General features: G+C 34.4%; 20 protein-coding genes. 15 read left to right on the forward strand and 5 right to left on the reverse strand.

Translation table 11 applies throughout. The annotated features are described in order from the left end of the window. Positions 1-27 precede the first annotated feature (27 nt). The gene (locus tag GQ590_RS04645; protein ID WP_160406323.1) at positions 28-645 is read left to right on the forward strand and encodes a riboflavin synthase subunit alpha; all 618 of its coding nucleotides are present in this window, start codon (positions 28-30) and stop codon (positions 643-645) included. A 125-nt stretch (positions 646-770) separates the two neighbouring features. Here GQ590_RS04645 and GQ590_RS04650 read toward each other — a convergent pair whose 3' ends face one another. Continuing rightward, complete coding sequence (locus tag GQ590_RS04650) at positions 771-1,142, reverse strand: DUF805 domain-containing protein (protein WP_160406322.1); 372 nt, start codon at positions 1,140-1,142, stop codon at positions 771-773. 233 nt (positions 1,143-1,375) lie between these two features. Here GQ590_RS04650 and GQ590_RS04655 point away from each other — a divergent pair, with 233 nt between their 5' ends. The 10 genes from GQ590_RS04655 (at position 1,376) to GQ590_RS04700 (ending at position 10,161) form a co-directional block, all read left to right on the forward strand. After that, positions 1,376-3,352, forward strand: coding sequence for a transcription antiterminator (locus tag GQ590_RS04655; protein ID WP_160406321.1), 1,977 nt, complete (start codon positions 1,376-1,378; stop codon positions 3,350-3,352). Next, positions 3,342-3,797 (forward strand): PTS sugar transporter subunit IIA, encoded by a 456-nt coding sequence (locus GQ590_RS04660; RefSeq protein WP_160406320.1) that lies wholly within the window; start codon positions 3,342-3,344, stop codon positions 3,795-3,797. The genes GQ590_RS04655 and GQ590_RS04660 overlap by 11 nt, the downstream gene beginning before the upstream one ends. A 29-nt stretch (positions 3,798-3,826) precedes the next feature. After that, positions 3,827-5,164 carry a PTS galactitol transporter subunit IIC gene (locus GQ590_RS04665; RefSeq protein WP_160406319.1) on the forward strand — a complete coding sequence of 446 codons (1,338 nt, stop codon included), beginning with the start codon at positions 3,827-3,829 and terminating at the stop codon, positions 5,162-5,164. Between the two features lie 12 nt (positions 5,165-5,176). After that, entirely contained in the window at positions 5,177-5,461 is a 285-nt protein-coding gene (locus GQ590_RS04670; RefSeq protein WP_160399736.1) for a PTS sugar transporter subunit IIB, read from the forward strand. Between the two features lie 117 nt (positions 5,462-5,578). Then, positions 5,579-6,094, forward strand: coding sequence for a YjbQ family protein (locus GQ590_RS04675; protein ID WP_160406318.1), 516 nt, complete (start codon positions 5,579-5,581; stop codon positions 6,092-6,094). A 13-nt stretch (positions 6,095-6,107) separates the two neighbouring features. Beyond that, a complete protein-coding gene (locus GQ590_RS04680; protein ID WP_160406317.1) occupies positions 6,108-6,758 on the forward strand; it encodes a ribulose-phosphate 3-epimerase in 651 nt (216 codons plus the stop codon). Positions 6,759-6,768: 10 nt separating this feature from the next. Further along, positions 6,769-7,305 carry a 6-phospho-3-hexuloisomerase gene (gene hxlB, locus GQ590_RS04685; RefSeq protein ID WP_160406316.1) on the forward strand — a complete coding sequence of 179 codons (537 nt, stop codon included), beginning with the start codon at positions 6,769-6,771 and terminating at the stop codon, positions 7,303-7,305. An 88-nt stretch (positions 7,306-7,393) separates the two neighbouring features. Beyond that, complete coding sequence (locus tag GQ590_RS04690) at positions 7,394-7,555, forward strand: hypothetical protein (RefSeq protein ID WP_160406315.1); 162 nt, start codon at positions 7,394-7,396, stop codon at positions 7,553-7,555. 2 nt (positions 7,556-7,557) lie between these two features. Continuing rightward, positions 7,558-9,789 (forward strand): DNA polymerase III subunit gamma/tau, encoded by a 2,232-nt coding sequence (gene dnaX, locus GQ590_RS04695; protein ID WP_160406314.1) that lies wholly within the window; start codon positions 7,558-7,560, stop codon positions 9,787-9,789. Between the two features lie 33 nt (positions 9,790-9,822). Further along, a complete protein-coding gene (locus GQ590_RS04700) occupies positions 9,823-10,161 on the forward strand; it encodes a YbaB/EbfC family nucleoid-associated protein (protein WP_160406313.1) in 339 nt (112 codons plus the stop codon). A gap of 64 nt (positions 10,162-10,225) precedes the next feature. Here the strand turns inward: GQ590_RS04700 and GQ590_RS04705 are convergent, their stop codons facing one another. Continuing rightward, a complete protein-coding gene (locus GQ590_RS04705; protein ID WP_065635231.1) occupies positions 10,226-11,032 on the reverse strand; it encodes a cold-shock protein in 807 nt (268 codons plus the stop codon). Positions 11,033-11,302: 270 nt separating this feature from the next. Between GQ590_RS04705 and ruvA the strand changes: the two genes are divergently transcribed. Next, positions 11,303-11,911, forward strand: coding sequence for a Holliday junction branch migration protein RuvA (ruvA, locus tag GQ590_RS04710; RefSeq protein WP_160406312.1), 609 nt, complete (start codon positions 11,303-11,305; stop codon positions 11,909-11,911). Positions 11,912-11,924: 13 nt separating this feature from the next. Next, positions 11,925-12,929, forward strand: a complete 1,005-nt coding sequence (gene ruvB / locus GQ590_RS04715; protein WP_160399742.1) for a Holliday junction branch migration DNA helicase RuvB — start codon at positions 11,925-11,927, stop codon at positions 12,927-12,929. A gap of 91 nt (positions 12,930-13,020) precedes the next feature. Here ruvB and cysK read toward each other — a convergent pair whose 3' ends face one another. The 3 genes from cysK to yfbV form a co-directional block, all read right to left on the reverse strand. Further along, positions 13,021-13,986 carry a cysteine synthase A gene (cysK, locus tag GQ590_RS04720; RefSeq protein WP_160406311.1) on the reverse strand — a complete coding sequence of 322 codons (966 nt, stop codon included), beginning with the start codon at positions 13,984-13,986 and terminating at the stop codon, positions 13,021-13,023. 211 nt (positions 13,987-14,197) lie between these two features. Beyond that, complete coding sequence (gene priC / locus GQ590_RS04725; RefSeq protein ID WP_160406310.1) at positions 14,198-14,704, reverse strand: primosomal replication protein PriC; 507 nt, start codon at positions 14,702-14,704, stop codon at positions 14,198-14,200. A gap of 14 nt (positions 14,705-14,718) precedes the next feature. Then, entirely contained in the window at positions 14,719-15,189 is a 471-nt protein-coding gene (gene yfbV, locus GQ590_RS04730; RefSeq protein ID WP_368669180.1) for a terminus macrodomain insulation protein YfbV, read from the reverse strand. Positions 15,190-15,360: 171 nt separating this feature from the next. Here yfbV and GQ590_RS04735 point away from each other — a divergent pair, with 171 nt between their 5' ends. Then, the gene (locus GQ590_RS04735) at positions 15,361-16,566 is read left to right on the forward strand and encodes an acetate kinase (RefSeq protein WP_160406308.1); all 1,206 of its coding nucleotides are present in this window, start codon (positions 15,361-15,363) and stop codon (positions 16,564-16,566) included. 66 nt (positions 16,567-16,632) lie between these two features. Next, positions 16,633-18,783 (forward strand): phosphate acetyltransferase, encoded by a 2,151-nt coding sequence (gene pta, locus GQ590_RS04740; protein WP_160406307.1) that lies wholly within the window; start codon positions 16,633-16,635, stop codon positions 18,781-18,783. The last annotated feature ends 217 nt before the right edge of the window (positions 18,784-19,000 follow it).

Here is a 19,000-nt window from a genome sequence, read left to right on the forward strand (position 1 = left end):
AGCATTATCAAGAATTGAGGTTTATATATGTTTACAGGTATTGTGCAAGGAGTTGGTCAGATCATTGATATTGAAGATAAAGATAAATTAAGAACATATAAAGTTAAATTACCCCATCAATTGGTCGATAAAATTGAAATTGGTGCTTCAATTGCTAATGATGGTTGTTGCTTGACAGTGACAAGTTTTGAGCAAGATTGGGTAACGTTTGATATTATGCAAGAAACCCTAGCGTTAACAACATTAGGCAATAAAAAAATCCACGATTTTGTCAATATTGAACGTAGTGCAAAATATGGTGATGAAGTGGGTGGGCATATTATGTCTGGTCATATTTCTTGCACAGCAACTATAATTGATATTCAAAAAACAGCAACCAATTGCCAAATGACGTTACAGTTGCCAGCACAATTTAGTAAGTATTTATTATATAAAGGCTTTATTGGTATTGATGGTGCAAGCTTGACGGTTGGCAAGGTTAACGATAATTGCTTTCATATTCATCTAATCCCTGAAACACTCGCTGTTACTACCTTAAACGCAAAAAGAGTTGGGGACAAAGTTAATATCGAAATCGACTCTCAAACTCAAGCCATTGTCGATACGGTTGAGCGAGTATTAGCAACAAAAAATTGGGTAAATTAAATCTTATAAAATATCAAGATTAAAGTTACTTTAAAACCTAGAATAAAGGGTTAGATAAAATAATTAAGGCTAGGGGGATTGGATATAACGATAATCTATCTTCCCACCTTGTAAGGGGAATTTTATTATTTTGGCAATGTTCTTGGATCAGGTCCATATTTGTTTACACCTGGAATTGGAGTCAATATTAAAGATACACCTATTATAATTGCACCACAGAAAAAATAACCAAGACACCACCACCCGCTTGCGTTTGCATCATGTAGCCGTCTAACATTGTAGGATAAAATTGCAAAAAAGTTAACGATCAGAAATATAGCTAAACAAATAACAACTAGTAAAAGTGGTAATATTTTTATCCCAATTATAGTAAAAGTGAACAATGCTATAAATTGGAAGAGAATAAAATAACCAAACTCACTACGAGTTGAACGACCTTCGTAACAAAATATTTTTCTATACCCATCAAGCAATGAATTAATTGCTTTATCTAACACTTAATACTCCTTATTTATTAAAATTTTTGTAACTATATAATAAATAAAAATTTATTTTAAATATTCTATATTAGCAAGGTGATAAAAATATAATTAAAGTTTTCCTGCTTTTTTATTACATCTAATTCCAGATTAATCTGGAAAAAAATGTCATCGTCTTATTTATCCAACTAATTATACTTTAATATATTGAATCATGAATATATTTAAAAATATAAAAAGGGAGTTTGGTAATGGAAAGACAGATAGAGTTACTGAAACTACTTTTTAAAGAGTCTGAATTTAAACCGGCAACTTATTTTAGTGCAAAGTTATCTATTTCAACTAAAACCATTTATTCCGATATTGAAAAATTGAATGATCAGCTATTAGCTGTTCCAAATAGCGATATTTATATCGAAAAATCCCCACGCAAAGGTTTAATGTTAACGGGAAATAAAGAGTGTATTGATTTAATAATTGATTATTTAGAACAAAATAATAGCCACGGCTATTTTAATAAAAACTTTCGCAGATTAGCCCCAGAATATCGCCGATTAGATATTGTAAAACGTTGCTTATTAAACCAAGAAAGCGTTTCACTGGAGCAGTTATCTGATGATTATATTGTGAGTAAAACGTCGTTACATAAAGATATCGAGTTTATTAACCGCTCATTAGAATCAGAAAATGTTTTATTAATCGTTACACACAAAGCCATTGTTATAGAGGGCAAAGAAAGCCAAATTCAGCGTGCTATTAAGCACTTTTTATTGTTATATATTAATAAACAAGATAATTATTATCTAAATCAACTCATGAATTCATTGATGGGTGATAATTCTTTTGAGCAAATTAGCCAATTATTATTTGAACATCACGAATCAATTGTTCAGCGATCCTCTGAATATTATTTATCATCATTATTGATATCGATAGCAATACAGTTAAAACGATTAGCACTAGGTTATCCGATTGATGAAGAAGATGATTTTTTATTTAACCATATTCGTTATATGCAGTCGTATTTGATTGCATCGGATCTTGCAAAACAGCTTGAAGTGGTTTTTAACATTGAGTTTTCAACTAATGACATTAAATACTTAAGTAAGTTGTTTTTTGCTCATCGAATTATTGATGAATCAGTAAAAGTTGATGATAGCTTTTATGAGCAAATTATTCGAAAAATCATAAAAAAAATTGGCGAAATTGAAGGCGTTGATTTATCGAAAGATAGTAAATTGTTTCATTCTCTCTTATCACACTTTCCACCCATGATTACCCGTTTGCAAAAACAAATACGTATTATTAATCCTATTTTAAAAGAAATTAAACTCGAATATTCAAAATTATTTAGTGTGTTGTGGTACGCGCTTTCTGATTTAGAACATAAATTTAATATTCGCTTAAATGATCATGAAATTTCGTTTTTATTAATTCATTTTCAAATCGCATTAGATAAAGCCGCCGATGCAAATAATATTGTGATTATTTGTCAATATGGTTGTTCTTCATCAAATTTAATTTTAAATAAAGTTCGGAAAATATTGCCTTCTAAAGACAATATTGAAGTCTTTTCAATTTCGAAGCTAGCATCAACGAATCTTAGCAATGTTGATTTAATTATTACTACACTTGATATCAATAATCTTAATAAGCCTGTTGTTAAAATATCATCATTATTAAATACTAATGATTACCAAAATATCATTCAGGCTTATGCAAATTATGTTTTAAATAAGCAGTCTGATTTTTCAGAAAAAAATAATTGTTATCCTTCCACAGCAAAATTTGTAGATCCAGATCTTATTGAATTAAGTGCTGATATTGACAATAAAAATAAATGCCTTAGCCAATTAATAAAGCAACTTGAAGATAAAGGCTATGTCACCCATCACTACCGAGATTCTGTTTTACACCGTGAAGAAATTGGTGATACATCAATTGAAAACGGTATCGCTTTACCGCACGGTTCACCGATGTTTGTGACCAAATCCAGTATATCAATTATGACATTACGCAAACCAATTAAATGGGGAGTAATTGATGTAAGTGTGATTATTATGGTTAGCCTTTCTGAAAAAAATATCAATAGCATCAATGAAGTATTTACAGAAATTTATGAAATTGTTTCTAACAAGTGCGCTATATCTGCTTTAAAAAACATCACCAGTTTTAAACAACTAAAACTATTTTTGGATAATCAAAGAGGAATCAAACATGTATTTTGATAAGCATTTATGCCTTTTTAATATTGAGGCATCAAATCAAAAACAAGTTCTGACACAAATGGCACAAATATTATTGACGAATGGCATTGTTAAGCCTGATTTTTTAGATGGTATTTTGCAAAGGGAGCAACAATACCCTACAGGTTTATTAGTTAATTCGACTGGGTTTGCTTTACCACATACTGATTCGTCAAGAGTTAATCAATCTCAGATTTGTTTTGCATCATTAAAACAGCCAGTCATTTTTAGTAGCATGACCGATGAAAATGAAAAAATTCCTGTCAAATTCATTTTTATGCTAGCGATGAAACAACCTCATGAACAAGTTGAAAATCTACAAAATCTAATAGGCTTATTTCAAAACGAACAACAAATAAAGCTATTGGAACAATGTCATTCAATTAACCAATTTACTGCTATTTTAAATGAAGCGGGTGTGAAATAAAAAGTTAACTTTTATAAAGGAGTCCTAAAATGGATAGTATTATTAACATCTTTCAATGGCTAATAAATTTAGGTGGGGTCGTATTTTTACCTATCATTATTTTTATTATAGCCCTGTTTTTTAGAGTACCATTTTCAAAAGCCATTATGTCTGGTATCACTGTTGGTATTGGTATCGTTGGTTTAGGTTTGGTGATCACTTTATTGTCAGACACTTTGGGGGTTGCCATTCAAAAAATGGGTGAGCAGTACGGTACATCATTAAGCATTATGGATATAGGCTGTGGTGTGGGTGGGCCATTGGCATTTTCAACTACATTGGGGTTATTGCTTATTCCTATTTCGCTGCTCATTAACTTTCTTTTTATTTCATTAGGTTGGACTCGAACATTAAATGTCGATATTTGGAATTTTTGGTTTGCCATATTCTTAGGTTTAGTGGCTTATTCAATCACAGGGCTTTATTGGGTAGGAATTATTGGGTGTATTACCGCTGTTATGTTGCAATGGTTTTTAGCCGATTTGTTACAAAAACCAATAAGCTCATTTTTTGGTTATCCAGGTATTTCAATTACACATTTAATGGCTTTGTCGGGCGCTATTGTGGCAATTCCTTTAAATTGGATCTTTGATCGCATTCCAGGCTTTAATAAATTAAATGCTGATTCAGAAACGCTAACCAAACGATTTGGTATTTTTGGTGATACGGTTGTTATTGGTCTAATTATTGGTTTAGTGGTAGGAGTTTTAGCAGGATATGATGTTCCACAAATTGGTAAGCTTGCTATTTCAACCGCGGCAATTATGAAAATCATGCCTAAAATGGTTGCTATGTTTATGGAGGGGTTATTACCTGTCGCTGAAGCCGCACGTGAATTCACTAGCAAAAAGCTCAATGGAAAACAAGTTAATATTGGTATGGATGCGGCATTAACAGTTGGACATCCTGCTGTTATGGCAACAGCATTAATTATGGTGCCTGTCTCACTTTTATTGGCTTTAATTTTACCAGGCAATAAAGTGTTACCTTTTGGGGATTTAGCCTTTTACGCTTTTGGTATCTGTTTGATGATTCCGTTTTTTAAAGGAAATATTGTCCGTTCAATTATTGGCGGTACCATTTATTTAGTGATTTGCTTATATATGGCAACTTGGCTTGCACCTGTCATCACGGATGTATTCCATTTAGCTAATTATGATGTAGGTACAGCAGGTATTGTGACGGTTATTTTATGTGGTTTATGGCCAGTAACCTTGTTTGTTTTATTACTAAGCTACTTTGGCTATATAGGACTGATCGGCTTAGCGTTGGTGATTTTATGCTTGCTGATTTATATCAACAAAATCAAAAAAATTGAAATTTATTAAAAGGATATCAATATGAAAAAATTACTTATCATGTGTGGAGCGGGGCATGCAACTTCAACCATTGCCGTTAGCAAAGTAACCAAATGGTTAAATGATGAAAAATTAGCAGAAAATGTCAAAATCTATCAATCAAAAATAGCCGATGAGTTAAATAAAATTGATTCGTATGACGTGGTTATTAGCACCACTATTGTGCCTGAGTCGATTAAAGATAAAGTTATAAATGGTTTGGCTTTATTAACTGGTGTTGGCTTAAACGAGTTTTTTGCTGAACTAAAAAAACGCCTAGCGTTATAACATTACAATATTAGATTTGGCATTTAAAATTATGCCTCATTTACATAGCCCCATTTACATTGCGATTTAGCTGAATAGTGGATGTGTAGTTGGGGCAAATAAGCAAGGAATAATCTCATGAATATTTATCATCATGCTATAAAAATTGCAACTGTCGCAGGAAGGCACTCTTATCATGATATTACTAATGATATAAACCAATTTATTAAGCAATCAAATATCCAAAATGGTCAAATTACCATCGCCACAACGCACACAACCTGTTCGCTTTTTTTTGATGAATGTATGCACGATACTAACTTTTTTGGTGACGAGTATTTACATGTTGATATTAATAATGTACTAGAGCAGATCGTTCCAAAAATGACTAGCGAAAATCAATACAACAGCCCTGGACCAAAACATATTGAGTTTGGTTTAAGTTTGAATGATCCTAATTACCCCGCTGAAAAATGGGTAATGCTCAATACTGATGCTCATATCAAATCCTCTTTGTTTGGTAGTTTTTCACTAGTATTAATCATTAAAGATGGAAAGCCGCTTATGGGCGAACTTGGACGAGTTTATTTTGTTGATTGGGATGCATTACGCGAAAGAACTCGTAATGTTAATTTTATGCTGATGGGTTGTTAATAAAGGTATAACTATGATTTTGTCTCCATCGTTATTTAATTCAGATCTTTATCTAATCAAAGAAACCTTAGATACACTCGATTTGTTGGGGGTTACGCATTTACATATTGATGTAATGGATAATCATTATGTTCCTAATTTAGGTTTTAATGTTGGCTTTATATCAAATCTGAAAGCGCATACCAATTTTATTTTAGATTGTCATTTAATGGTTGAAAAACCCGAAGTATCAATTTCTGATTTTATTGAAGCTAAGCCAGATATTATTACTTTTCATTACGAAACAACGGTCCATCATTCCTTTATTATTAATAAAATCAAAGATAACAATATAAAAGTCGGTCTAGCCATTAATCCAAGTACGCCAGTTGAATCTATAAAAATGTTATTACCATTAGTTGATCTTGTATTAGTTATGACTGTTAATCCTGGACAAAAAAATGAGACCTTTTTACCTTTCACACTGCAAAAAATCGAGCAACTCAATTTAGAAAGGCAAAAAGGCAATTACCATTACGATATTCAGGTGGATGGAAATATTACCGATAAAACCCTACCTGCATGCGTAGCTGTTGGGGCTAATAATATCGTTTCTGGTGGATTTATTTTTAAAAATAATGATATTGAAAAAAATATTGAAAAATTAAAAGTAGCGATAAGTTAAGGAAAAAACAATGAGCATAAAATCAATATTAAGTAATATTTTCAATGAAGTATCAGCACAAATAGATACCATAAGCGAAGCACAACTTAATGAATTTAAAAATGCGATTATTAATGCAAATCATCTATTTTTAGCGGGAACAGGGCGTTCAGGGTTAATGATAAGCGCTTTTGCTAATAGGCTTATGCATTTAGGTAAAAGCGTTAGCTTAATTAGTGAAATAAGCAAACCCAAAGCTACTAAAGGCGATTTGTTGATTTTAGGTTCTAATTCTGGCGAAACAAAAAGCCTAATTGTTTATGCAAAACAGGCAAAAGAATTAGGTATCAATATCATCTTATTAACAGCAAACAGTAGCTCGAATCTGGCAAAATTGGCCGATAGTATTATTGTTACTCCCATCAATGTCGTTAAATTAAGCCAACCGATGGGTAGTACTTTTGAGCAATTATCGTTATTAATTTACGATAGCCTTGTTTATAGTTTGATGGAAGAATTACAGCAAACACCAGAAATGATGAAGTGTCGTCATGCAAATATTGAGTAATTCTTGTTTTTATTTTTTGTTATTTTTAATAAAATCAAAGTATTGCGTAATCTAAGCGATTGAATAATTCTTACAAAGCAAGAAGATTATGATTATTATCGATAATTTGGCTATTTTCTTAAGTAAGACATTTGGCTTATTATGGGGATCTTTGTTGCTCAATATTGCATTAATTATCGGTGGTTTAAAGACTATTTTATTGGTTTATGGTATGATTAGCGCCAAATTCAATGACAATAAGTTATGGTGATTATGAGTTATCAAGTTTTAGCACGCAAATGGCGACCAAAATCATTTTCTGAAGTTGTAGGACAGGAGCATGTCCTTAAAATTTTGTCTAATGCACTATCACTTGGTCGCGTTCATCATGCTTATTTATTTTCAGGCACACGAGGCGTGGGTAAAACGTCAATTGCACGTTTATTAGCAAAAGGGCTCAATTGCGAAACAGGCATTACGGCAACACCTTGCGGCGTTTGTGATAATTGTCGTGATATTGAGCAAGGGCGATTTGTTGACTTGCTCGAAATCGACGCCGCATCACGAACCAAAGTCGAAGACACCCGTGAAATTCTTGATAATATTCAATACTTACCAACCAAAGGGCGCTTTAAGGTCTACTTGATTGACGAAGTCCATATGCTTTCACGCAGTAGCTTTAATGCACTACTAAAAACCTTAGAAGAGCCACCCGAACATGTTAAGTTTTTATTGGCAACAACCGATCCACAAAAGTTGCCGATTACCATTTTGTCGCGCTGTTTGCATTTACATTTAAATGTACTTGACACAGCGTTAATCAGCAAGCAACTCGATCATATTTTACAGTTAGAACAAATTAGCCACGCCCCCAAAGCGATTGGATTATTAGCTAAAGCGGCTAATGGTAGTATGCGTGATGCGTTAAGTTTAACCGATCAAGCTATTGCTCTTGGTAATGGTAAAGTTGATGCCGAATCAGTAGCGGTAATGCTTGGTACGCTTGATAAATCAATTCCATTTTCGTTAGTTGAAGCATTGCATCATGGTGATGGTAATGCCTTAATGCAACAAATCGAGGCTGCGGCAATGCAAGGTGCCGATTGGGATAATTTATTAGCCGAAACCATTACGTTATTGCACCAAATTGCGTTATTACAGGTAGTGTCAACCGCATTAGGTGATTATACCGATAACGAAGAACGTATCCGTTTTTTAGCACAATATATGGCACCGAACGATGTGCAATTGTTTTATCAAATTTTGTTAATGGGGCGTAAGGAGCTTGCTTTTGCTCCTGATAAAAAAATTGGTGTTGAAATGAGCTTTTTGCGAGCCTTGGCTTTTATGCCAAAGGCCGTTGATGCGGTTGTTCCGCCAACTGTGCTACAGCCACAAACCCAAACTCAACATCAAGCTCAAGCAATAGAGCAAACTAATGTATCGAAGCAAGCAGAGGGTAATAAGTCAGTTAATTCTCAAACGCAAATTCCGCATGCAATACCAGCACAAGCAATAAAGGCACCACAAGTAAGCCGCCAGCTTGAATATAACGCGGTTAATCACTCAGAGCAGGCTAAATCACCGGAGCTTGGCGAGCAGCAAATATTTAGTTCACCACTCTCTGAACCTGAGCAATCACAAAATTCCTCTAAACCAGTGAGTGACAAGTCACCTGTTGCTAGCCGAAAAGTTGAACAAATGGCGAAATCTGGAAGTGATGATTTAGCGATTCCTGATGAAGTTTCGTCGGTGACTAAAAGCATTTTAGAAATGCGTATGCAGTTGATGAAAGAGGAACAAACTCCAAAAAAGTCTAAAACGGTTGAGGCTACGGTGGCTCAACCTAAAAGTCCAGTAATTAACGCATCACTTGAACGAATTAAGCAAAATTCGGTTCCTGTTGAGTCTATCAATACCGATAATAGCGATAGTCATGCTGATAATGATAGCGATAATAGTAACGAAAAAGAAGAAATCACAGCCGAAAATTATCAATGGCAAGCTAGTGGTTTAATTCCGATGAAAGAAGAGATTGTGGTTGATACTAAAGCCTTTCGTGAATCGCTTAACGGTGAAAAAACACCTGAAATGACTAAAAAATTGATTGAAGAAATGGCTCAAAAGGATGCATGGTGTGCTGAAATTGAGCAATTGGATTTGTCACCTTTGATTAAGCAAATTTTTGTTAACTCGGCTTTTGAACAAACAGATAATAAGACGATTGTGTTGCACCTGCGTTCAACCGTTAAGCATTTAATTAATTCAGTATCGAATGTGATTAAAGTAAAAAAAGCGCTTTGCAAACATCGTAATCAAGAGCTTGATGTAAATATTATTATTGATGATGATCTAAATTATAAAACACCAATTGAAATGCGTGAAGAGTTGTACCAAGAAAAACTCGCACAAGCGAAGATAACGATTGCTGAAGATCCAAAAGTGGCTACAATTTGCCGATATTTTGACGCTAAGATTGATGAAGCAAGTGTTCGTCCTGTATAATCATGGCCGTATTTTTTTAAACGAGGAATTATTATGTTTTCAGGTGGAAAAGGTGGATTGGGCAACTTAATGAAACAAGCCCAACAAATGCAAGCAAAAATGCAACAAGCACAAGAAGAGATCGCAAAATTAGAAGTTACAGGCGAATCGGGTGCAGGTATGGTTAAAGTGACCATTAATGGTACACATAGCTGTAAACGCGTTGAAATCGATCCATCGCTATTAACTGAAGATGATAAAGAAATGCTAGAAGATCTTATAGCAGCAGCTTATAACGATGCAAGCCGTCGTTTAGACGAAGCACAAAAAGAACGAATGGCCCAAGTAACCGGCGGCATGCAATTACCACCAGGTTTTAAAATGCCGTTTTAAGCGTAAATTATTTTATCGTGGCGGAAAAGCAAATCATATTTCCTTTCCGCTATTTTCGGTAAAATTATTTTCCAATAAAGATAAAATCGTTTACTAATTTTTCATTATCATAAGTAATATCACTTAAACGCTTTTTGAAAATTTCACATAAGTCATATATCGAAATTTCTTTTACTTTCACATTATCGAAATCACTTATCTCTTTGCTTTCTCCTTTAGTAATGATCCAAACTTGTTTATTTTTACCCGTTAATGGAATTGTTTTAGGGGTGATTCCACCGTCATTTTTTTTAATGTTGAAGGTTAATTGTGCTTTTTGGTTCAGTTTATTGATATAGTTTTCTATTTGTTCTTCTTTAAACGACTCAAAGTTTTTTTGTAATGTACAATCATACATTACCGCTAAATTTTCGATAATAAAAAAACCATCAGCCTTACCTGCTTGATTATCACGATCAAATTGAAATATTTTATTTAAACCAATCACTTTTAATAAATTAAAGACAGAGTCTTCAAACGCTAGTGGTTCGTCAATATATTTGATTTGTTGGACAGACTTTATTAAAAGTGCTTGATAGTCTTGGGCATCAATTTTATTTTTTAAAGGTTTATCGTCAGACAGGCTCTGTTCATTGTTTTCGGCTGCTTGATCTTTGATAATTTTGATATTTGTGGCAAATCGTTGACCAGAATCTTTTTCATTAGCCGTAAATGCCACTCGTAGGCCTATTTCTATTTCATCTATAGGTAAATTATCAAAATCCTTTTTGGTAAAGTAATAATCCTTTCCTTCATCCAATGCTCTTATAAATCCATAATAGGCATCTTCATTATTTTTATCTTTACAAAGTTTTTTTATTTGACTAATCATACATAACGCTCCTTAATGGAATAAATTATGATGTTCAAAACATAATTTTTGATTATTGAATAATTATAACGTTTATAAACAAAGGACCTTTTTTAACTAGTATTATATATAAATTCACGACATATATCATTTAGTAAAATGATATATGTCGTAATTAGTATTTTATTCAACTGTTCATTTATACAGTTTTTCTTTATTATTTTTTTGCTATCAGGTAAACTACACCTTATTATTTGCTTATTTATTATGCTTTATTATTAAGGATATATTGTGATTGGTCGTTTACGTGGCACTATTATTGAAAAACAGCCTCCGAAAGTTCTGATTGAGGTTGGTGGCGTCGGCTATAATGTGTTTATGCCGATGACCTGTTTTTATGAATTACCTGAAAACGGGCAAGAAGTTATTGTATTAACGCATCTTGCTGTGCGTGAAGATGCCCAAGTATTGTATGGGTTTAATCAAGAGCAAGAGCGTGAGTTATTTCGTGAGCTTATTAAAGTTAACGGTGTGGGGCCTAAATTGGCGTTAGCAATTTTGTCAGGTATGTCCGCACCGCAATTTATTAATGCTGTTGAACAAGGTGAAATTAAGACTTTAGTTAAATTGCCGGGCGTAGGCAATAAAACGGCACAACGGTTAATTGTTGAAATGAAAGATCGTATTAAACATTTTGCGGAACCATTATCAAACACTAGTACGATTGTAGATATGGACAGTGTTCAAAAATCGGCTAATCAAATTGAAGGCGAAGCGGTTTCGGCTTTAATAGCATTAGGCTATAAACCACAAGAGGCTAGCCGTATTATTAATAAAGTCATTAAACCAGAAATGGATAGCGAAACGCTGATTCGTGAAGCCTTAAAGTCGGCACTGTAAATAGGGATTGATTATGATTGAAGCGGATCGTTTAATTGCTCCACAAGCGCAAAAGGAAGAAGAATCACTCGATCGTGCAATTCGCCCTAAATGTTTGGATGAATATATTGGGCAACCACAGGTGCGTGAACAGATGAAGATCTTTATTCAAGCAGCTAAACAACGTAAAGATGCACTTGATCACGTGTTAATTTTTGGACCACCAGGATTAGGAAAAACCACGTTAGCTAATATTGTTGCCAACGAAATGAATGTTAACCTACGTACTACTTCAGGACCTGTGCTTGAAAAGGCCGGCGATTTAGCTGCTATGTTGACTAATTTAGAGCCCAATGATGTATTGTTTATTGACGAAATCCACCGATTGTCTCCTGTTGTTGAGGAAATTTTATATCCTGCAATGGAAGATTACCAATTAGATATTATGATTGGTGAAGGCCCTGCAGCGCGCTCGATTAAAATTGATCTTCCCCCTTTTACGTTAATTGGCGCAACAACGCGCGCCGGATCGTTAACTTCGCCACTGCGTGATCGTTTTGGTATTGTGCAACGTCTTGAATTTTATCGTGTCGAGGATTTGGAATATATTGTGAGCCGTAGTGCCAAATTTTTAGGGATGGATTTATCAGATGAAGGCGCACATTTAATTGCTAAACGTTCACGAGGCACCCCAAGGATTGCCAATCGTCTTTTACGCCGTGTGCGTGATTATGCCGATGTAAAATCAAAAGGCGTTATCGATCAAAAAATTGCGACTCAAGCGCTTGATATGCTTGATGTTGATAACGAAGGATTTGATTATATGGATCGCAAATTATTGCTAGCCATTATCGAAAAATTTATGGGTGGGCCAGTTGGTCTTGATAACATTGCAGCAGCTATTGGTGAAGAACGTGAAACGATCGAAGATGTACTTGAGCCGTTTTTAATTCAACAAGGCTATATTCAACGAACACCTCGTGGCAGAATTGCAACACCACATGCATATCGGCATTTTGGGATTATTCAAGATGCATAAGCAGATGTGTTCAATTTATTATATTTTTTGATAACCATATCATTTATTATTCTAACACCACTATAAGGTGGTGTTAGTAATTTTATGTCGTTTATCCCAACTCTTTTTCAGTAAAAATCCCACTAAACAAATCAGTGCTTAAATAACGTTCGCCAGAAGATGGCAAGATAACAACAATAGTTTTACCAGTGTTTTCAGGTAATTTAGCTAATCGATCTGCTGCAAAAACTGCAGCACCCGATGAGATCCCTGCCAATATGCCTTCTTTTTCCATTAATTCGCGAGCTGTGTCAATGGCTTGTTCGTTGGTAACTTTTTCAACTAAATCTATTAGGTTTAAATCTAGATTGTCAGGAATAAATCCTGCACCAATACCTTGAATCTTGTGTGGCCCAGGCTTTATTGGTTCGCCAGAAAGCGCTTGGCTAATGACTGGTGAATTAGCAGGTTCAACGGCAACAGCCGTAATATTCTTTCCTTGGGTATTTTTAAGGTAACGTGTTACACCTGTAAAAGTGCCTCCAGTTCCGACGCCAGCAATAAAGATATCGACTTTACCATCGGTATCTTGCCAAATTTCAGGGCCCGTTGTTTTTTCGTGAATTTCTGGATTGGCTGGATTACTAAATTGTTGTAGCATAATATTTTTTGTAGGATCGCTAGCGACAATTTCTTCAGCTTTTTCGATCGCGCCTTTCATTCCTTTGGCTGCTTCGGTCAATACTAAATTAGCACCAAGCGCTTTAAGTAGCTTTCTGCGCTCTATGCTCATGCTTTCAGGCATGGTTAATGTCAATTTATAACCACGAGCAGCTGCAACAGACGCAAGGGCAATACCTGTATTACCACTGGTTGGTTCAATTAATTCAACGTCAGAATTTAATAAACCACGTTTTTCAGCATCCCAAATCATGTTCGATGCAATGCGGCATTTAACACTAAAGCTTGGGTTGCGCGATTCGACTTTGGCTAATATATTGCCATGACCAAAATGTTTTAATCTGACTAACGGCGTATGCCCAATGGTTTGTGAGTTATCATCAAATATGTTACTCATGAATGTATCCTTATTAATTGCTTTTAACCGATAGTTTTAGAAATTTTGCTAATCTTTGCAATATTGCCAATATTATAAAGATAACTCCAAAAGATAACACTAATTAATAATTATAATAATATTCGTTTTGGTAATAAGCGTTTTTAGTTATGTTTTTATATAATATTCACCTTATATTTAGCTAAAATATAGCAAAACAACTATTTTTAACTTATAAATCAATGTCATTTTCCATTTCTAATTCAATTTTTTTTATTGCTTGTTCACAGCGGTAAATTCGATTATCAAGTGCAGCTATTTTGCTTTGGTTAGTGATGTCAGATGATAGTTCTAACTCGTATTTCATTTCTTGTAGTCGGCGTAAGTAATCTAAATGACGCATGTGCTTTTGTGCTAAAGTTTCTTCAATAACATGTTTAGGTTCTTTCTTACGTAAGTCATGAGTGGCTAGTTCGCGTGTTAGAGCTGTAATTTGGTTGACTAATGTGTCGGATAAAAATGTGATTTGTTCAATTTTTTCTGATTTAATATTGGCGACTAATGCGTGATAGGTTTGTTTTATTTTCTCAAGGTAAAACGTTTTGTCTGTCACAATTTTATTGGTTTGAAATAGTTGCTCATCAAAATAGGGCTCTTGAAACCGTTGTTCGTTTACCAAATTGATCTGTTGTTCTAGTTGATCAATTTGATTTTGTAATGTTGTGAGTAAGTCTGTCATTATTGTTGGCCTTTTTAATAAGGTAAGGAATCATCTGAACCAAAATAATCACCTAAATGCAATTTGGCTAAATTTATAATGTTCATAAATGCTTCAAATGTTAGCTTATTGTCGTCTGTGCTATTTTCAGCGATAATTTTTTTAGCAATCAACTTTAATTTTAATTGATTATAACAGTCAATTAAGTTAAGCGGTAAAGGCGATAGCGCACGTCGTCCTAGCCAAAATATCCCTTGTAGGGGCAGACTTAAGGCAAATAATAGGGTGATTATTGTTACTGCAATTTGCGCAGGCAGGCAATATTGCCAAACTAGTAAGCCAATAATGATAGGGGGCAAGTATTTATTTGCGGTTTTTATGTGGTTAATGATTTTTAATTCAGGAAATGAATGCATTAGCTGTTTGTCCGTCGGACAAAGCTTCATATACCTTATCCCAGCTTTAATTGTGTTTATTAGGTTCATCTTTTGCGGATTCCTCGACATTCACTTCTTATTGTCTTAAAATAGTGTTATTCAAATTGGAGACTCCTCTATTTTATCTCAAAAAGCAAGATATCAGAAGTCACCTAGTGTAGTCACATTGATTTTTTATCATGTGCTGAGTTACCAATTTTGATTGGTATATGTCTTTTTATTCAATCTATAGGAATTACTATGTCATCAAGTAATAACGCTCTAGTTCTTAATTGCGGAAGTTCATCATTAAAATTTGCCATTATAAACCCTGAAAACGGTGATGAATTTTTATCTGGTTTAGCTGAATGTTTTCACCTTCCTGATGCACGTATTAAATGGAAGCTTGATGGTGTTAAAGGCGAAGCATCTTTAGGTGCTGGTGCTGCACATAGTGAAGCAATTAAATTTATTGTTAATAGTATCTTCCCTCAAAAACCAGAATTATTAGATAGCATTAAATCGATTGGTCATCGTATTGTTCACGGCGGTGAAAAATATACTCAATCAGTGGTTATCGATGATTCAGTATTAAAAGGTATCGAAGAAGCATCTGCTTTTGCACCATTACATAATCCAGCACATTTAATTGGTATTCGTGAAGCATTTGCCGCATTCCCACATCTAAAAAATAAAAATGTAGCGGTATTTGATACAGCATTCCATACAACAATGCCAAAAGAAGCCTATTTATATGCTATTCCAAACGAATTATACACCAAGCATGGTATTCGTCGTTATGGCGCGCATGGAACAAGTCACTATTATGTAAGTCAACAAGCAGCAAAATTATTAAATAAACCAGTTGACCAAACCAATGTTATTACTTGCCATTTAGGTAATGGTGCATCAATTACAGCGGTTAAAAATGGTAAATGTGTTGAAACTTCAATGGGCTTAACACCATTAGAAGGTTTAGTGATGGGAACACGTAGTGGTGATATCGATCCTGCTATTATGTTCTTCTTACATGACAATTTAAAAATGTCTGTTGCTGATATTAATAATCTATTAAATAAAAAATCAGGTTTATTAGGTTTAACAGGGGTAAGTAGTGACTGCCGTTATGTAACTGATAATTACGAAACAGATGAAAATGCAAAAAATGCTTTAGATGTTTTTGTTCACCGTTTAGTTAAATATATTGGTGGTTATGCTATGCTTTTAGATGGCCGTTTAGATGCTATCATCTTCACTGGCGGTATTGGTGAAAATTCTGAAGAAGTTCGTCGTATGGCGTTACAAAAATTAAGCATCCTTGGTTTTGAACTTGATCAAGAGCGCAACTTAGCTGCGCGTTTTGGTACAGGTGGCATAATTACTAAAGATGGTTCTGCCATTGCAATGGTAATTCCAACCAATGAAGAGCTTGTCATCGCTCAAGATGCTGCGCGTTTAACTGCGTAATAAATATTCAAAACCGCCTAAATGGCGGTTTGTTTTTATTTAATAAAGAATTAAGAGGTAATAATTATGTCTCGTACAATTATGCTCATTCCAACTGGTACCAATGTTGGGTTAACTGGTGTGAGCCTTGGTGTTATTCGAGCTATGGAGCGTCAAGGTATTAATTTAAATGTCTTCAAACCTGTTGCTCAGCCAAGAGCAGGGGGCGATGCGCCCGATAATACAACAACTTTAGTTAGTCACAATACATCAATTCCAGCATTAAAACCGCTCAAAATGAGCCATGTTGAAAACCTATTAGGTTTGAATCAACAAGATATGTTAATGGAAGAAATTGTTGCACTTTATGCAGAAAACACGAAAGGTGCTGACGTTGTTTTAGTTGAAGGTATTGTGCCGACATCAGATTATCCTTTTGCTAATGAACTCAATAATAATATCGCTAAAACGCTTGGTGCTGAAATTATTTTTGTAGTGAATATGGGTAAAGATACACCAGAGCAACTTAGAGATCGTATCGAAATTGCGCGTTCTAATTTTGGTGGTATTAAAAATGAAAAAATTATTGGTGTGATTGTTAATAAAGTTAATGCACCAGTTGAAGAGCAAAGCCTTGCTCGTCCTGATGTGGCAGAAATTTATCATACGCCTAAATTTGATAATAAAAAAATCACTATCGATGATTTAAATGCACACAGCCCATTACCTGTATTGGGATGTATTCCTTGGAATATGGATTTAAGTGCTTGCCGAGCTGTGGATATAGCTAAACATTTTGATGCAAAAATTATTAACGAAGGTGATATTAAAAACCGTCGTATCAAGCATATTTCTTTCTGTTCACGTAGTGTTCCTAACATTATTAGCCATTTACAGCCAAATGCACTTTTAGTAACCTCAGCTGATCGTTCAGATGTATTAGTTACGATTAGTTTAGCTGCAATGAATGGAGTATCAATTGGTGGTGTTTTATTAACGGGTGGTTATGAAATCGATGAAAAAGTCGCAAAATTATGCCAACCAGCATTTGATACTGGCTTACCTGTGTTTACGGTTAAAACCAATACTTTCCAAACCTCTATCAATTTACAACAATTTAATTTAGAAATTCCTGTTGATGATAAAGAGCGCATGGAAAACACACAGAATTTTGTTGCTGATCATATCGATGCAAATTGGATTAAATCATTAAATGAAATAGTGAACTCTGCACGTCGTTTATCACCACCCGCTTTCCGTTATCAATTAACTGAACTTGCGCGTAATGCGAAAAAAGTGGTGGTATTACCAGAAGGTGATGAACCAAGAACAGTCAAAGCAGCGGCCATTTGTGCTGAACGCAACATTGCAAAATGTGTGCTTATTGGTAATCCTGATGAAGTACGTAAAGTTGCCGCTTCACAAGGTGTGACTTTAGGTCAAGGTGTTGAAATTGTTGATCCTGAAAATATTCGTGAAAAATATGTCCCTCGTCTTGTTGAATTACGTAAAAACAAAGGCATGACAGAAGTGATTGCTCGTGAGCAATTAGCTGATAACGTAGTACTTGGTACGATGATGCTTGAAGCAAATGAAGTTGATGGTTTAGTATCAGGTGCGGTGCACACAACAGCTAATACTATTCGTCCACCATTACAATTAATTAAAACAGCTCCAGGTAGTTCACTTGTTTCATCAGTCTTCTTTATGTTAATGCCTGATCAAGTATATATTTATGGTGATTGTGCAATTAATCCAGATCCAAATGCACAAGAATTGGCTGAAATTGCCATTCAGTCGGCTGATACAGCAATTGCCTTTGGTATTGAACCTCGCGTTGCGATGATCTCATACTCAACAGGTAGCTCTGGACAAGGTGCTGATGTTGAAAAAGTGAAAGAAGCAACACGCATTGCTCAAGAAAAACGTCCAGATCTTATGATCGATGGTCCATTGCAATATGATGCTGCGGTAATGCCAGATGTGGCTAAATCAAAAGCGCCTAATTCGCAAGTTGCTGGTAAAGCAACTGTATTTATCTTCCCTGATCTTAATACAGGTAATACGACTTATAAAGCGGTACAGCGTTCTGCAGATCTTGTTTCAATTGGTCCAATGCTACAAGGTATGCGTAAGCCAGTTAATGATCTGTCTCGTGGTGCATTAGTTGATGATATTGTTTACACTATTGCGTTAACAGCGATTCAATCTGCACAAGAACAAAACGCTAGCAATTAATTTTAATCGTATATTTTTATATCAATAAGAGGTGAGCAATTCACCTCTCTTTTCAACGCCATTTTTTACTAGCCTATTATTCATTTCCAAAATAATTTAAAAATTTTCAATTTTAAAATTAACAAAAAAGATGAAATTTTATTTCTAAAAAAATCAATGTGTTAATAATTAAATTCTTGTTTAAACAAGTGTTTTTTTTAAATTCTATATTATTCAA

The sequence above is a fragment of the Gilliamella sp. Lep-s35 genome, from assembly GCF_009795845.1.
Lineage (GTDB): Bacteria > Pseudomonadota > Gammaproteobacteria > Enterobacterales > Orbaceae > Gilliamella.

Excerpts from the sequence above, each read along its gene's own strand:
- GQ590_RS04645 (WP_160406323.1), top strand. The coding sequence starts at position 28 with ATGTTTACAGGTATTGTGCAAGGAGTTGGTCAGATCATTGATATTGAA.
- GQ590_RS04655 (WP_160406321.1), top strand. The coding sequence starts at position 1,376 with ATGGAAAGACAGATAGAGTTACTGAAACTACTTTTTAAAGAGTCTGAA.
- GQ590_RS04660 (WP_160406320.1), top strand. The coding sequence starts at position 3,342 with ATGTATTTTGATAAGCATTTATGCCTTTTTAATATTGAGGCATCAAAT.
- GQ590_RS04665 (WP_160406319.1), top strand. The coding sequence starts at position 3,827 with ATGGATAGTATTATTAACATCTTTCAATGGCTAATAAATTTAGGTGGG.
- GQ590_RS04670 (WP_160399736.1), top strand. The coding sequence starts at position 5,177 with ATGAAAAAATTACTTATCATGTGTGGAGCGGGGCATGCAACTTCAACC.
- GQ590_RS04675 (WP_160406318.1), top strand. The coding sequence starts at position 5,579 with ATGAATATTTATCATCATGCTATAAAAATTGCAACTGTCGCAGGAAGG.
- GQ590_RS04680 (WP_160406317.1), top strand. The coding sequence starts at position 6,108 with ATGATTTTGTCTCCATCGTTATTTAATTCAGATCTTTATCTAATCAAA.
- hxlB (WP_160406316.1), top strand. The coding sequence starts at position 6,769 with ATGAGCATAAAATCAATATTAAGTAATATTTTCAATGAAGTATCAGCA.
- GQ590_RS04690 (WP_160406315.1), top strand. The coding sequence starts at position 7,394 with ATGATTATTATCGATAATTTGGCTATTTTCTTAAGTAAGACATTTGGC.
- dnaX (WP_160406314.1), top strand. The coding sequence starts at position 7,558 with ATGAGTTATCAAGTTTTAGCACGCAAATGGCGACCAAAATCATTTTCT.
- GQ590_RS04700 (WP_160406313.1), top strand. The coding sequence starts at position 9,823 with ATGTTTTCAGGTGGAAAAGGTGGATTGGGCAACTTAATGAAACAAGCC.
- GQ590_RS04705 (WP_065635231.1), bottom strand. The coding sequence starts at position 11,032 with ATGATTAGTCAAATAAAAAAACTTTGTAAAGATAAAAATAATGAAGAT.
- ruvB (WP_160399742.1), top strand. The coding sequence starts at position 11,925 with ATGATTGAAGCGGATCGTTTAATTGCTCCACAAGCGCAAAAGGAAGAA.
- cysK (WP_160406311.1), bottom strand. The coding sequence starts at position 13,986 with ATGAGTAACATATTTGATGATAACTCACAAACCATTGGGCATACGCCG.
- priC (WP_160406310.1), bottom strand. The coding sequence starts at position 14,704 with ATGACAGACTTACTCACAACATTACAAAATCAAATTGATCAACTAGAA.
- yfbV (WP_368669180.1), bottom strand. The coding sequence starts at position 15,189 with ATGTCGAGGAATCCGCAAAAGATGAACCTAATAAACACAATTAAAGCT.
- GQ590_RS04735 (WP_160406308.1), top strand. The coding sequence starts at position 15,361 with ATGTCATCAAGTAATAACGCTCTAGTTCTTAATTGCGGAAGTTCATCA.
- pta (WP_160406307.1), top strand. The coding sequence starts at position 16,633 with ATGTCTCGTACAATTATGCTCATTCCAACTGGTACCAATGTTGGGTTA.